Source organism: Pseudomonas sp. MWU12-2345 (assembly GCF_023242385.1).
Classification (GTDB): Bacteria; Pseudomonadota; Gammaproteobacteria; order Pseudomonadales; family Pseudomonadaceae; genus Aquipseudomonas; species Aquipseudomonas gingeri_D.
In genome coordinates this window covers 233,464-247,161 of the sequence record NZ_JALLJA010000004.1, presented here as the reverse complement: position 1 = coordinate 247,161, position 13,698 = coordinate 233,464, and the positions used below count along the sequence as shown (strand labels likewise).

Genomic DNA, 13,698 nt, shown 5'->3' with positions numbered 1-13,698 from the left:
AGGGAGTCGAAATGAAGTCACCGATAAATGAAGCCATCCTGTCGCAGATCCTGCACAACATGCGCAATGGCCAACTGAGACGCTGCATCGAAATGGGATTGGAGCCAGAAATACTGGCCCAGCTCCAACAGCCATCGGTATTGAGCCTACTGCTCAACACCCCCGTGTCCTGGTGCACCGTCACCATTGATGGGGAAATCCTGAAGAAGCTTCTTACAGGCGCCGAGCGCTCCAATGAAGAGGTACGCATGATTGAGCGTGCCTTGCGTCTGGGGGCAACGACCCAAATGCTGCAACAGTTCTTCGGCCTATCGCCTCAGGACGTTGCTCTGCAACGCATGATCATAGGGGTAACGGCACGCCGAGGCCGGTGGCGAGAATTCAGCGAAGAGATGGACGCCCTGCTCTGGTACAGGTGGACCCACCTAATGAGTGAGCATCAGGTCGTCGAACTGGAGGACAGCGTTCAGTTGCTCGATATCGCCATGCTTGTTGCCGAGGAATTGAACTCACCACAGGGCAGCGACGCAGATGAGAGCGCTGAAAACCTGAGCTTGGCCATCATCTGGAATAGGATCCAGACCTGGATCAAGGAGGGACTCTACCCGCCTGCTCACGGAAACTCCTGGAGCCCGCGCAAGCTCCAACTCGTAGCATCTAATCATCAACGGCAGCAGCAACCTGTAGTGACTTCGGCGGAAGGTGACTCCGAACTATGAAGTCCCGGTTTCCATTGTCGACGATTTTAGACTCGGCTTCGGGCCATCTTGAGGCCCATTTGCTCCAGAAAAAAGAGTCAGCGACTCCCGGGATAGCAGGCTCTGTCCCCTACTCTGGCATCATCTTCAGCGGGAATCCTCACGAGACGGTCCCTCGCCGCCTGCTTCTGGATGACCGACTGACGCCGCTTGAGAGAAACACCTGGCAGGTGTTTCGCCTACTGATCAACGATGACGGCCTAACGGCGTTCCCCACCTATGACCAACTGAGGCCATACCTGGGAATGCAACCCGGGAAACCGGCATCACGTGAAACCATCTCCAAGGCACTGGTGACTCTTCGCCTGACTCGCTGGCTCAGCCTGGGCCGACGCGTTCGTAATGACCTCAGCGGACAGGTCCAAGGCAACGTCTACTTACTTCATGACGAGCCTGTGACGCCGGCGGAAGCTGTGGAGTTCGACAAGGATTACCTGCAACTGCTCAATCAGTCCATGAAGCACCCGACCAAGGTGATACGTGAGGTCGCGGAAATAGCCTGGAACGAATTTTCAGCCGATCCCGACGCCGGTCAGCGCTTACCGAGTCGTCTGGACATTATCGAAGGTCGTCTGAACAGCCAGTCATGGATCAAAGAGCAGACGAACGCAGCCCTAAGAGAGCCTGAGTTCGGCATCCGAACTCAGCAAGATCCCCCTCAGTTGTCACTGAGTTCGGTATCCGAACTCAGTGACAACTCTGGGCTGAATGGTGCTTCGGACCCGAGTTCGGAATCCGAACTCAGCCGGAAAACACTGAGTTCACACTCAGTTCGGAATCCGAACTCATATAGTACGTATACAGATACAAACAACGTTGTTTGTAAAAGCTCTGTACATGTACAGCCCGATGCCAGAGGAGCCGAGGCTGATTTGCTTCAAGCCCTGCATCGCCTATCACCTGATCAAAAGCATCGAGCCTTGGAAGCCATGCAGAAGGTCCCACCCGAGTTGAAACCCGCAGTCATCCGGCATTGGGTACACCGCTGTGACTCAGGAACGGTTCACAACCCCTTGGGTTACTTGCTGTCACTTGTCGGCATGGCCGTTCGTGGCGACTTCAACAGCAGCTGGAACCCTGATGACAAAGCAAACACCCCACCTGCTGATCCACATGCCGGCCCACAGCCTGAAACTCCCCCCAGGCAGATATTTGACCAACCAGCCAAGGAAGTGGCCTCCCCACGTAGCCCTGAATCGATCCAGACCGCGAATCAAACGCTCAGCGAGATGCTACATCTGCTGAAACCTCGCCAGAGCAAACATCCATGACTTCAGCCCGAATCCAGAAGCGACCTGGCGGTGTGGCCCACAACACTCAGCCAGGATTCGACATCGGCGCCGGCAGCCAACCAAGTGGTGTGGCCCACACCACCCGACCAGGATCCGAAGTCGGTGCCGGCCACCGGCCAAGTGATGTGGCCCACATCACCCAGCCAGGATCCAGCATCGGCGCTGGCAGCCAACCAAGTGGTGTGGGCCACACCACCCGACCAGGATCCGAAGTCAGTGCCGGCCACCGGCCAAGTGGTGTGGGCCACACCACCCGACCAGGATCCAGAATCGGTGCCAGCCACCGGCCAAGTGATGTGGCCCACATCACCCAGCCAGGATCCAGCATCGGCGCTGGCAGCCAACCAAGTGGTGTGGCCCACACCACCCAACCAGGATTCGACATCGGCGCCGGCAGCCAACCAAGTGGTGTGGCCCACACCACCCAATCAGGATTCGACATCGGCGCCGGCAGCCAACCAAGTGGTGTGGCCCACACCACCCGACCAGGATCCGAAGTCGGTACCGGCCACCGGCCAAGTGATGTGGCCCACATCACCCAGCCAGGATCCAGCATCGGCGCTGGCAGCCAACCAAGTGGTGTGGGCCACACCACCCAATCAGGATTCGACATCGGCGCCGGCAGCCAACCAAGTGGTGTGGCCCACACCACCCGACCAGGATCCGAAGTCGGTGCCGGCCACCGGCCAAGGGATGTGGCCCACATCACCCGACAAGGTCAAAGCTATGCGCCCGACATAGCTCTGGTGTGCGGCCCGCACCACCCGACCAGGTCCAAGCTATGCGGCCCGCATAGCTGGTGATTCGGCCCGAATCACCTCAGCAAGTGGTGTGGCCCACATCACCCGACCAGATCAAAGCTATGCGCCCGGCATAGCTCAAGTGATGCGGCCCGCATCACCCCTTCTATATATAGAGGCAGCTACCGCAACAAATCCCCTTCCGTCAGACAATCTATTTCTTGCTGCACCCATAACAACCGAATTGCAGCATGGGCACGTCACTCCTCTCCCCAAGGAAAAACTGCACCATGGTTGACACCTACCGGCTAAACATCGGCTCGCTGCGCAGCGATGTGAAGCTCACCCTTCACACGCACCACGCCGCCAGGATTTGGATGGGACGCCAGAAGTCCGATCTCAAACCCGGCATCATCGGATTGTCGGGCTTCTGCAACGTGGTCAACAAAATGGCCCGCGGCGCACAACAGGATGACCCCTATTCAGATTGGTGGTTGATCCTCCTAGAGGAAAAGATCGGCGAATCCAAGGAGTCGCTGAAAGTCATTGAAGAGCGCCTGGACTCGGCGATGGCCAGTTTGCCGGCTGCGATCAGCATCAGCGAAAACCTCTCGATTCAACCTGTCAGCCTTCCCCTGTACATCTCCAACCCCATCGGATTCCAGGCGGTCTACTTGCTGACCGCCTATGACGAGATCGTTCGTCGCATCTTGCTGGCCCAGCACGTGGGGCTGGTCGGGCGCCGCGATATGGAAGCCTGGATTGACGAGGGCGCATCCGTGCTACGCAAGCTGTTTGCACTGGCCCAGAACTATCGTTTCTCCGGTGCCGCTCGTGATGACTTCGCCGCGAACAATGCCAAGGCTGAAGCAGCCCGCAAGATGTACGAGCGCTACGACGAGCTGCCCCAGGACATCTTGGAAGGCACCCGCCGGTCGAACTTCGCCCCTCCCATCATTCGCGGCCAGCAGCAACCCGAAGTGGAAGACCACTTCGATGACGCTGGCGAGGAGTGATGGGCGTGGGCCAGACCAACACCGACGATGGAGTGCTGCAACAGACTCCCTTCAGACCACTGCAACAGGAAGCCTTCCAGCGCCTGCAACAGGCGGCCTCACTAAAAGGCCTTTTAAAGCCTTTTAAAGGTAAGGGGGAGCTGACCCAGTTTGCCGAGCTATGTCGAGAGCAGGAGTCGGGGCTGAAAGCGTTTGCCCAGGAAGTGCTGGTCCAGGCCCGGCGATATCCCTTCACCCGCGTGCCCGTTCGACTGACCGAGCAAAACACTCAGGCCGGCACCCAGTTCCTCAGGTGGCAACAGGTCACGGACCGCCGGATGGGCGTCGGTGTCTGGGCGGAGATGATGGGCTCTTCAAGAACACCCGAATCGCTGCTGCATGCCCTCTACACCATGGAACTGCAGCGCATCACCCTGAACATGCAAATGAGCTTGCTGCACTCGATCGCCAAACAGGCCTTCGAGTGCGCCGAAAAGATGGGCCAAGCAGAGGCCGTGTACATGCGCCGCCTGCAGCAGCACACCAACCAATCGCAACACCAATAACATCGGAGACTACTCATGGGTACGCCCGTACAAGGCTGGGAAGGCAACATCGGCTCCACTCCAGAATTCAAGGAGTTCCAGAACGGCAACAAAGACCCGCGTAGGCTCCTGCGAATTAACGCCTACTTCGATAACTCGATTCCAGACGGTAAAGGCGGCTATGAAGACCGTGGCGGGTTCTGGGCTAACGTCGAGTGGTGGCACAAGGACGCGGAGCAATACGCCAAACTGTTCCAGAAAGGTATGCGGGTATTGGTCATGGGCCGGGCTGTAATGGATCGGTGGGAAAAAGACGGCGGCGAGTATGAAGCCCTGAAAATCCAGGCATCGCGAATCGCCATTCTTCCCCATCGCATTTCGGAGGTGAGCCTGGCACCTCCGCAAAATCAAAACTCGCAACAGCCTCGCAGCCCTCAATCGAGTCCGCAACCGCAATCGCAGCCTCAGTCGCAGCCAGCACCTGGGCCGGACGAATATCCAGACCCAGATATCCCGTTCTAAAAATTTCGGCCCGTTCGTGAGGCTATCGGTGCTGGGGGAGGCGCTTCATCGCCTCCCCCAACTTCATTCAGAAATTGCTTAAAGTCGGAGTCGCAGATGAACAATGATCAGAGGGACATAACCAGATACGTTATCGTGGGTGCGAAGCATCCAGTTGTGGGTCCCATCTTCTGGTGTTACTGCGATGAAAGCGACGTCAACGCCCCGAACTACTACGGTTTGACAACGTCCCCAGAGCATGCGGCACGCATTCCTGCGGGATGGAGAAACGACAGGAATTTGATCAGAGGAAGTGGTTATAGAGATCTATATGCCTATGAAGGCTATAGTTTTCTCAACACGCTGCTGAATGAGTTCAGGATCGATAGTGAGTACCGAACCGACTTTGACGATAAGGAGCAATTCGTCGTAGATCTGACAGGTTCCCTTGAAGAGCTTCGTTTGCAAAGCGGCCAATCTGCCGAGGACTTCATTCGCTGGATCTGGACGGTTGAGTGGCTGGATGAACCGGCCGTTTGCATGACCGACTGACAAACGATTTACATTGAAAAAAATCGCGCCATTCGTGTAGCTTCTGGATTTATTTACCCAACTTTCGGCAATCTACTGCTCTGAAATTCCATTTTTTTCTATTACTCAGAAAAATCGCCCAATCGTGACACTGCTGTTTTATTGATCCGTTCTGCGGGGAACTCGACCAATGGAGCAAACATCAACGCCTTCGAAGCCGGTGGACAGGCGTCAGTTCAATAACCCCCACGCTGCCGTGCATACTGCCGGTGCTGCGGCCGCCCGGAAAGGGCTACGGGTGTGCAGCTGCCCCTATCATCACCCCGCGATGCGTGCGTCGTGGCTAAAGGGCTTTGCCCAGGCACAGCAGCTGACGCTTGACCTCTAGCCGCTGAAAGCCCCCCTCGCGGGTTGACCATTTCCCATTGAAGCTCCGCCCGCGCAGCAGCGAGAGTCCCTCTCTGAATAATCGAGAGGGGGCAACCCATGAAGCTGATGATCATCGAGGCACCTGGCAAGCTGAAGAAGCTCCGGCCGATGATGGCGAAACTGCGCCCAGGCGAGGACTGGCAGGTGATCGCCAGTGGTGGGCATATTCGTGATCTCCCGGCCACTGGCCAGGACAACACAATGATCACGACCGGCGTGCGCAAGAACTACGCCCCCGTGTACGTGATCCTGGACAAGAGCGCCAAGTCAGTTGGGGTAATCAAGGCCGCGGCAAAAAAAGCCACTGAAATCTATCTGGCTACTGACCCGGATCGCGAAGGTGAAAGCATCAGTTGGCACCTCCAACAGGTTCTGCAGCTTGCGAACTACAAGCGCATCACTTTCAACGAAATCACGATGAAGCGCGTGCAGGAAGCCTTGGCCAACCCTCGGCAAATCGACCTGAACAGGGTGGCATCACAAGAATGCCGCCGAGTCCTGGACCGTATAGTCGGCTACCTGGTGAGCCAGGAGCTTCGTAGGCTGATGGGCAAACCGACCTCTGCTGGGCGCGTGCAATCGCCTGCCGTGTACCTGGTGGTGCTACGCGAACGCGAGATTCGCAACTTCCAAGTGATCGATCACTTCGGTGTTCGATTGAACTTCATCGACCTGGACATGGGCATCGCTTGGTACGCTGAATGGCAACCGGTACCGGACTTCGCGAGTAAGGACCACCCCTACGTTCAGGATCACAACCTGGCCCAGATCGTCACGGCGACTCGCAACGTTGTGGTCGAGTCCTGTGAAAACCGCAAGTCCGAGAGCAACCCACCTGCCCCATTTATCTCCTCCTCTCTACAGCAGGCGGCGAGCAACGCCCTGAAGTGGGATCCGGATAAGACTATGCAGATCGCGCAGCGCCTGTACGAACAGGGTGTCATCACCTACCACCGAACCGACAACCCCAATATTCCAGACGAAGCCATGGAGGACATTCGCCAGGTAGCGGCCGCTCTTCGACTCAAGGCCGTCGATGAGCGACGCACCTTCAAAGCCGCCGAAGGCGCCCAGGAAGGCCACCCGGCGATCACCCCAACCCACTGGGCCGAGGAGTCAGCCGGTGAGGACGCTGATGAACGGGCACTGTACAAACTGATCCGGATCCGTGCGCTGGCCAGCCAGCTCGAAGCCGCCATTTACGACGTGAGAACTGCAAAACTCCTTGCCGTCGGTCCTGGCGGCAAGCCTCTGCGTTTCACGGCAACAGGTAAAACGCTGTGCTATCCCGGCTGGATGAAGCTGCTCCAGGGAGACGACACCGACGATGAAAAGGAGCCTGAAGCAGACAACCCGGTCCCCTCACTCTCCTCAAGGCAGATCCTGTCGGTGCACAACAGCGAATTGCAGAAGAAGAAAACCAAGCCGCCGGCACGCTACACCAAGGCCAGTCTCATCAAGGAAATGGAGCGCCGCGGCATCGGGCGTCCCAGCACCTTCGCCTCGATTATGAAGAACATCACCAGCAAAGGCCTGATCGAGGAGAAAAGCCGCAAGCTGGTGCCCGCCCCCTTAGGTGAAGAGACGATCGCCAAGCTTGAAGGGTTCTTCAGTTTCGTGGAGCTGGACTTCACACGAGAACTGGAACGCGACCTGGACAGGATCGCCCAGGGGCAGGACACCTACGGCGCCGTAGTCGCCCGAATGCACCGCCGTCTGGAAGACGAACTGTCGAAACAGCGCGGCATGCCCAGCGTCCCAATGGCATCGGCGCCCAGGGCTACCCAGACGGGTGCAACGTTCAACTGCGGCAAGTGCGGCCAGCCCCTGGCGAGACGGCAAAAGAAAGGGGACGGCGGTTATGACTTCTGGGGTTGTAGCGCGTACAAAGCAAGCGGTTGCCAGGTCAGCTACCCCACGCTGAATGGCAAGCCCGACTTCAAAAAACCACGGGGGTTGTGAGTCGCCACAGGGGCCAGCAATCGCTCCGCCCCTTCTGCGAAATTGCACAGACATGCGCGCACATTGGTAGTGAGTGGACCACAATCACACGGTTGGTGAGTGTGAAGACATTGAGCAGAGGGGAGTCGTCCTGTAAAACCTCCGTCGTATGCCCCGGTGATGGAGAAGATTATGAGTGACGATGGATTCGCGGAACTGGCGGCTCAATCTGCCAAGGTTCGAAACGAGCACCGTTTGCTACTCGAAGGATTGAAGTCTTTTGAGCAAAAATTGGTGGAGTTAGTAGATGGCCTTGGCTGTGGCGGAAACAGCAAGACTATTTGTTTTGATGAGGTCACTGATGCTGAAGGAGAGCCGCTTTGGAGCACCGAAGGATATCTCGGCTTCTACGGAACAGAGCTGTTTGTTGGGGTAGCAGATTTACCTCCTCCAAGCGGGGAAAATCCATACTGGAGGATCTACACGTTGGATACCTTATCAACCAGTTGGCAAAGATATGTGAGCGACCCTGAGGTACTGAACTCCCTCCTAGTAGACCTTCGTGAAAATCTTGAGAGAGAGTTCGAAATAACAGCTCCGGTAGTCAAGTCACTCGCTCAATTTGTGACCGCTGAAAAAGCGCAGATTGATGCGGACCTTGATGAGTTTTTCAACCGTAGTCCGGCGCTTTTTGACTCTTGGTTGAAGGCCCGAAAATCGGTTATCACTGATCCAGAACTATGCATTACATTGAGCTGTTCTCACGTAGAAACCGTGCTGAAACAATGCCTAAAAAAGTTAGGTGCAACTGATTACGAAAAATTGGCCATCGAGAAGCTCTACGGCATGGCTATGAGACTTTTCCGCAATTCGTCAGCGATCGATACGGCGACGATGCAGATGCTTCAAGGTGTCGGAACCACCCTACTAGGTGTGGGAACCATACGAAATGCCCAAAGTGTATCCCATGGCAAAACCGATGATTATGTGCGACCTACATCCGATCTTGCACAAACAGTGAATCACCTTGCAGGGGTCGTCTCTGTCTTCACGATGAAACAGACTGACTTGCTCACAAAGGGCAGGTGAAATGGTGTGTCTCTACGGTGTGGTCACTTCCTATGCAATTGGTGGTCAGCGACATAAAATTCGCCCTCTCTCCAATGTGTATTTGCCATAGATCCCATCCCCTCTGGCGACCGACAGTGCCGCGCGTCGACAGAGGAGATGACGCGTGGCGACTGTGCTGGAAACACCGACAACCAATCAACCGTTGCTTGATCCAACCCTCCAGATCTACTCCGAGCGGCAGCTTGCCGTCTTGGATAACGCATGAGCCGGCCGCGTCTCATGAATCGGCCGCCCGCCCTACTCGGCAGAGCAGTGTTCGACGGGTATGACTTCGGCTTGCAACTCCAGTTCGTCGAAGGAGCCAACCGCCTACTCCTGGAGCGGGAAGGATTCTACATACGCCGCTCTGAACACCCCCTCCACCGCTACTGGCGCCTACCCAAAGGCAAGTTGCTTGAAGACCTGAATCAGCTCTTTCACCGCCTGATGGAGTTGAGCGAAAGTCGATTCAGTGAGACTTGGCAGACCTTCTGCGAAAAACTGGAGGCTGCACAACGCGCGCCCGAGCGACAAGCTTTCACCTGGGACCTGGTCTTCCGGATCGCCCCGCTTGCCCATGGCGGAGTGCTGCTGGCAGGCGACTACCACCCCGGAGTGGTGGCAGTCTCCAGGCGTATGCGCGGAGTCTTCCTCGGGCAGTCCCGCTCCTGGCGTATTGACGCCAGCGCCGAGCTGGTGCGTAGCAACCTGATCCTTGAGATGGGTCTTTCAGAGGATCAATTCGAGATCCTCGATACCGTCCAGGAACTGCTGACCGATGGATCTGTCGTTCCCGCCGAAACCATCACTCGAATCAGCCTCGGCGGCCCGCCTCAGGAACGCGCAGCGCAGCTGGTTGACGATGATGTATCGACTGACATCTATCTCGCCGCTGTACCCTCGATCGAACGAACCGAATTCACTGCCGAGCATATTGCTCAAGCACTAGAGGGCTACTCGCTTCTGGACCATCAGCCAGCAGGCATCCAGCACTTGCTACAGCGCACCAGTGCCCTGCTTGCGGATGATATGGGACTGGGGAAAACACGCCAGGCCGTTATCGCTGCCGCGATCCGCGCCGCGGAACGTCCTATCCTGGTCATCACCCTGTCGACGCTGATCATCAACTGGCAGCGCGAGATCCAGATGGTGTATCCGCAGGCCCGTATTGGTTTACAGGCCTTCGACCCAGCCGCGCAATGGGTCATCACCAACTATGAACGCCTCGGCGATTTTGTCCTGCCGGCGAGTCACTTCAACGTGATGATCATCGACGAGGCCCATAGGCTCAAGGAACCGACCGCCGCGTGGACACGCCATGGCTTCGATATTGCCGCCAAGGTATCCAACCGTTACCTACTTACCGGCACCCCGGTGCTCAACCGTGAATCGGAGCTGCATACGCTGTTGCGCTTATCCGGCCACCCGGTTGGTCAGTTACCGCTCAAGGAGTTCTGCGAACAGTTCGCCGGCAACCAGGACTTTCGCAAAAACTTGCGCGAGGCGATCGGCGACTGGATGCTGCGCCGGCGCAAGGACGTACTGCCCGGGCTCAAGGGCAAGCAAAGGCAGACCCTGTCGGTCGAGCTCTCCGTCGAAGAGCGGAAGGAATATGATCGGATTCGCCTTGAAGACAGGCCCAGCCTGGCCAGGCTGGGCTCACTGCGTCAATTGCTGGAGCAAGTGAAAGTCCGGATTGTGATGGAGCTGGTTTCCGAGCTCGACATCGAGGACAAGGTGATTCTGTTCTGCGAGTTCAAGGACACGGTCGGGACTTTACGTGCTCAGTGCGAGGAGGCCGGCTATGGCTGCGTCACCGTAGTGGGGAGCGACTCCGTCACCAAGCGGCAGAAAGCGATCGACAAATTCCAAGGAGATCCCGATACCAGAGTCTTCGCCGCAACGACATCCGCCGCCGGTACCGGAAACAATCTGACGGCCGCGAACTACGTCATGTTCCTCGGGCTGCCCTGGACACCTGGTATGCAGGACCAAGCCGAAGATCGAGCATATCGTAACGGCCAGCTTCGATTGGTCGTGGTGAAAATCCCTCTCGTGGAGAACACCATTGACCAGATGCTGTGGCAGATGCTGCTCGATAAGCGACAGCTAACGCAGGATCTGATTGAGCCTGACATGGCTGCAGGGATTCGTGCAGAGCTGGTATGCATGCTATGAGCTTTAGACTTGAAGTGTGCTTCCCTAGACCTCATTTATAAAGGACAGAAAGCGCATGCCCGACCCACGGGTCTGTACTCACGAATGCACGACAAAACCAATGAAGAGGGCAACAATGGACCGCGAATTCTACGCTGCAGATGGAAAGATCTACACCATCACCATAGATGATGAAGGGGAGGACATCTCGGTAACGAGGGATGGCAAGAACCTCGGCAAGATCCGCCTCGAATACAGAGAAGACGGCGACGGTTCTGCTTACTATCACATTACCCACCTCGCTCTGGAAGCGTGCAAACGACTTGGTATTGGTCAGCGCTGCCTTGAGATCCACAAGGAAGCCTTCTGTGAGCCCTTAACAGCAGGAACATCAGCGCTGGGTCAATTTGATGACGGGAGTCATCTCACAGGGGATGGCCCTGCATTCATCGCGAAAATGCGGAAAAAAGGGATCGTGGCCCCGTCAACGGCGGTCAACTTGACCACCGCAGATGATGAAGATTGGGATTGACCCTTCTGAGCATTTGGTCGCGGTTGATGGTGAAAATGCTCGCATCTACTTCGGTAACCGCAAAAAATGCGGCATTTTCTACAGTTCAGCGACTCCGCACTAATTTCGGGAACCGACAGCGACGTCAGGACTCAAGTCGGAGATCATTCGCCCCAACTCCCAGACCCAGCCAAACTCAACGTATTGAGGTCGCCCCAAAGAGCGACCGGAAGCTATGCAGCGCCACTGAGTCCCATCAAATCGCACAGCTTGAACCACAGCCGACACGTCCAGGTACTCCGAAGGCTTGACTGATCCGTCCCCACGAACAATGGCTTGGCTGATGGAGTGGTTCCCTCCTGTCACCCAACCGATGCACAAGGGATGCATATACGTCACTTGGTGATTCTCCGATTGCTCGAAAGCGCCACACTCAAGCCCTCTCCCGATTTGACCAAGCATTTGCACCACGCTGGATGAGTGCCAGACAGTTGGCAACACGATGTCACTCGCCAGGTTCAAGCTCTCCGCCCCTGCTATCGAAGAAACCACTCCCTGCTCGCATACGTATTTGAGAAAAGTGCTCTGTAGAGCGTCGATTTCACCGGTGATGTTCAACGCATCAACCCAACCAAGCCCATCTATGGCGCCATTGGCACACGTCAAGTACGCATCGCTCATATGTTTGGCCTGAACCGGCCGTAACACGATCTTGATTAAGTCTCGTAGCCCTTCCACGTTGCGCTGCGCAAAAAGCTTATCTGCCCACCTCATTAATGACTCGAATTTTGAGTGTGCCGATGGCTCGCCTTTACCGATTATATCCAACACCACTTTCTTAATTCGCTCCTGCACAACCACCCCTCCAAATGAACCCATAGCTGCCACGAAATAGAAGCACACGAAACGCCCAAACAAATTAGGACGCTGTTGGAGTATCTATTTTCTACTGCGTCATAGCACCTTGCCTGCCAACGTGTCCCCCATCATCAAAGGGGGCCTCTCGGCACATGATCAGGCACTTCACCACACTCTCCCTGCTCGCGCTCGTCGCAAGCTGCACAACCCAGACGGCGCCGGCGCCCAAGCCAGCGTTCGATAGCAGCCGCAATCCGGACATGCTCGCGCCAGACCTCTACCCCAGCGGTGCCGTTCCTGAAAAGGAGCCGGTCGTTCGCTACGGTCGCTACACCCTCGTCAGCACCCTGCCCGACTCTGGCCAGCGCGACCTCATGGCCCAGATCATCGACGTGAACATTCCGGCCAACATGCACCCAAATGTTCGCGACGCCATGCAGTACGTCGTGGATCGCTCAGGTTATTCGCTGTGCTCCCCCGACACCGGCCACGTCAATATCCTATACACCCGACCACTGCCAGCGGCGCAGTACAAGCTCGGCCCCATGACCTTGCGCAACACCCTACAGGTGCTGGCAGGTCCAGCCTGGCAGGTGAAGGTCGATGAAGTGAATCGTCAGGTCTGCTATGTCCTGCGCCCAGGCTATCAACTGCCAGAGTTGCCTCGCGTTGCCACCACCCTCGTCGCCAAACAGAACGGGGAACTGTCGGTAGGATCGAGGGCAGTTACCCAGGTCCCTCCAGTAAGCAAGGACCTGGCTGCCAGTTCAATCACCAGCGGCGCAGTCACCGTAGCTGCGGTACCGGCACAACCAGCCATCACAGCATCTCCAGCACCTATTTCGACTGCGCCCCCGATCTCCGGAGCAATGTCCCAACCTGTCACCACCCCAGTGGTACCCGCCAAGGATGGCCCTACATCGCAGAGCAAGCCGGCGACAGCAGTCGCCCAAACTGCTCCTGCGGCAAAAACGCTCGCAGCGCCGATATCCGCATCGACAGTCGCCGCTGTTGCGCGCCCTGAACCAGCCCACCCTGTGCGCGCCCCTGAACCAGCCCCTCAACCCATGAGCTGGACTGCGCCAGTTGGCAGCACCCTGCATCAGACCATCGCGGACTGGTGCAAACGAGCCGGGTGGCAATTGATCTGGCCTCAGGAAGACCTCGATTACCCAATCGAGGCATCCCTGAACTTCAAAGGCACCTTCGCTGAAGCGATTTCCCAGATTTTTCCGCTGTACGACGGTGCGCCTCGCAGCTTCATCGTCAATGGCAATTCAAGCTCCAGCTCAAGCCAGCAGATCCTTTACGTGACAGAGAGGAAGTAGTG

Annotated in this window: 13 protein-coding genes; 12 read left to right on the top strand and 1 reads right to left on the bottom strand. The window is 56.8% G+C overall.

What is annotated here, in order from left to right:
• Positions 1-11 precede the first annotated feature (11 nt).
• The 11 genes from M5C71_RS11425 (at position 12) to M5C71_RS11375 (ending at position 11,531) form a co-directional block, all read left to right on the top strand.
• Positions 12-719, top strand: a complete 708-nt coding sequence (locus tag M5C71_RS11425; RefSeq protein ID WP_248767879.1) for a DUF2857 domain-containing protein — start codon at positions 12-14, stop codon at positions 717-719.
• The gene (locus M5C71_RS11420) at positions 716-2,029 is read left to right on the top strand and encodes an STY4528 family pathogenicity island replication protein (RefSeq protein ID WP_248767878.1); all 1,314 of its coding nucleotides are present in this window, start codon (positions 716-718) and stop codon (positions 2,027-2,029) included. The genes M5C71_RS11425 and M5C71_RS11420 overlap by 4 nt, the downstream gene beginning before the upstream one ends.
• 1,051 nt (positions 2,030-3,080) lie before the next feature.
• The gene (locus M5C71_RS11415) at positions 3,081-3,806 is read left to right on the top strand and encodes a PFL_4669 family integrating conjugative element protein (protein ID WP_248767877.1); all 726 of its coding nucleotides are present in this window, start codon (positions 3,081-3,083) and stop codon (positions 3,804-3,806) included.
• Positions 3,806-4,351 carry a DUF3158 family protein gene (locus tag M5C71_RS11410; protein ID WP_248767876.1) on the top strand — a complete coding sequence of 182 codons (546 nt, stop codon included), beginning with the start codon at positions 3,806-3,808 and terminating at the stop codon, positions 4,349-4,351. Before M5C71_RS11415 ends, M5C71_RS11410 begins: the two co-directional genes overlap by 1 nt.
• Before the next feature lie 15 nt (positions 4,352-4,366).
• Positions 4,367-4,852 (top strand): single-stranded DNA-binding protein, encoded by a 486-nt coding sequence (locus M5C71_RS11405; protein ID WP_248767875.1) that lies wholly within the window; start codon positions 4,367-4,369, stop codon positions 4,850-4,852.
• Between the two features lie 96 nt (positions 4,853-4,948).
• A complete protein-coding gene (locus M5C71_RS11400; protein ID WP_248767874.1) occupies positions 4,949-5,383 on the top strand; it encodes a hypothetical protein in 435 nt (144 codons plus the stop codon).
• Positions 5,384-5,552: 169 nt separating this feature from the next.
• Complete coding sequence (locus tag M5C71_RS11395; protein WP_248767873.1) at positions 5,553-5,750, top strand: CrpP family ICE-associated protein; 198 nt, start codon at positions 5,553-5,555, stop codon at positions 5,748-5,750.
• Between the two features lie 98 nt (positions 5,751-5,848).
• The gene (gene topA, locus M5C71_RS11390) at positions 5,849-7,753 is read left to right on the top strand and encodes a type I DNA topoisomerase (protein WP_248767872.1); all 1,905 of its coding nucleotides are present in this window, start codon (positions 5,849-5,851) and stop codon (positions 7,751-7,753) included.
• A gap of 171 nt (positions 7,754-7,924) precedes the next feature.
• Positions 7,925-8,821 carry an abortive infection family protein gene (locus tag M5C71_RS11385; protein ID WP_248767871.1) on the top strand — a complete coding sequence of 299 codons (897 nt, stop codon included), beginning with the start codon at positions 7,925-7,927 and terminating at the stop codon, positions 8,819-8,821.
• A gap of 243 nt (positions 8,822-9,064) precedes the next feature.
• Positions 9,065-11,020, top strand: a complete 1,956-nt coding sequence (locus tag M5C71_RS11380; protein WP_248767870.1) for a DEAD/DEAH box helicase — start codon at positions 9,065-9,067, stop codon at positions 11,018-11,020.
• A gap of 115 nt (positions 11,021-11,135) precedes the next feature.
• Complete coding sequence (locus M5C71_RS11375; protein WP_248767869.1) at positions 11,136-11,531, top strand: hypothetical protein; 396 nt, start codon at positions 11,136-11,138, stop codon at positions 11,529-11,531.
• A 99-nt stretch (positions 11,532-11,630) separates the two neighbouring features.
• Here the strand turns inward: M5C71_RS11375 and M5C71_RS11370 are convergent, their stop codons facing one another.
• Complete coding sequence (locus M5C71_RS11370; protein ID WP_248767868.1) at positions 11,631-12,365, bottom strand: DUF6710 family protein; 735 nt, start codon at positions 12,363-12,365, stop codon at positions 11,631-11,633.
• 155 nt (positions 12,366-12,520) lie between these two features.
• Between M5C71_RS11370 and M5C71_RS11365 the strand changes: the two genes are divergently transcribed.
• Positions 12,521-13,696: a TcpQ domain-containing protein gene (locus M5C71_RS11365; RefSeq protein ID WP_248767867.1), complete on the top strand. Its 1,176-nt coding sequence runs from the start codon at positions 12,521-12,523 to the stop codon at positions 13,694-13,696.
• Positions 13,697-13,698 lie beyond the last annotated feature (2 nt).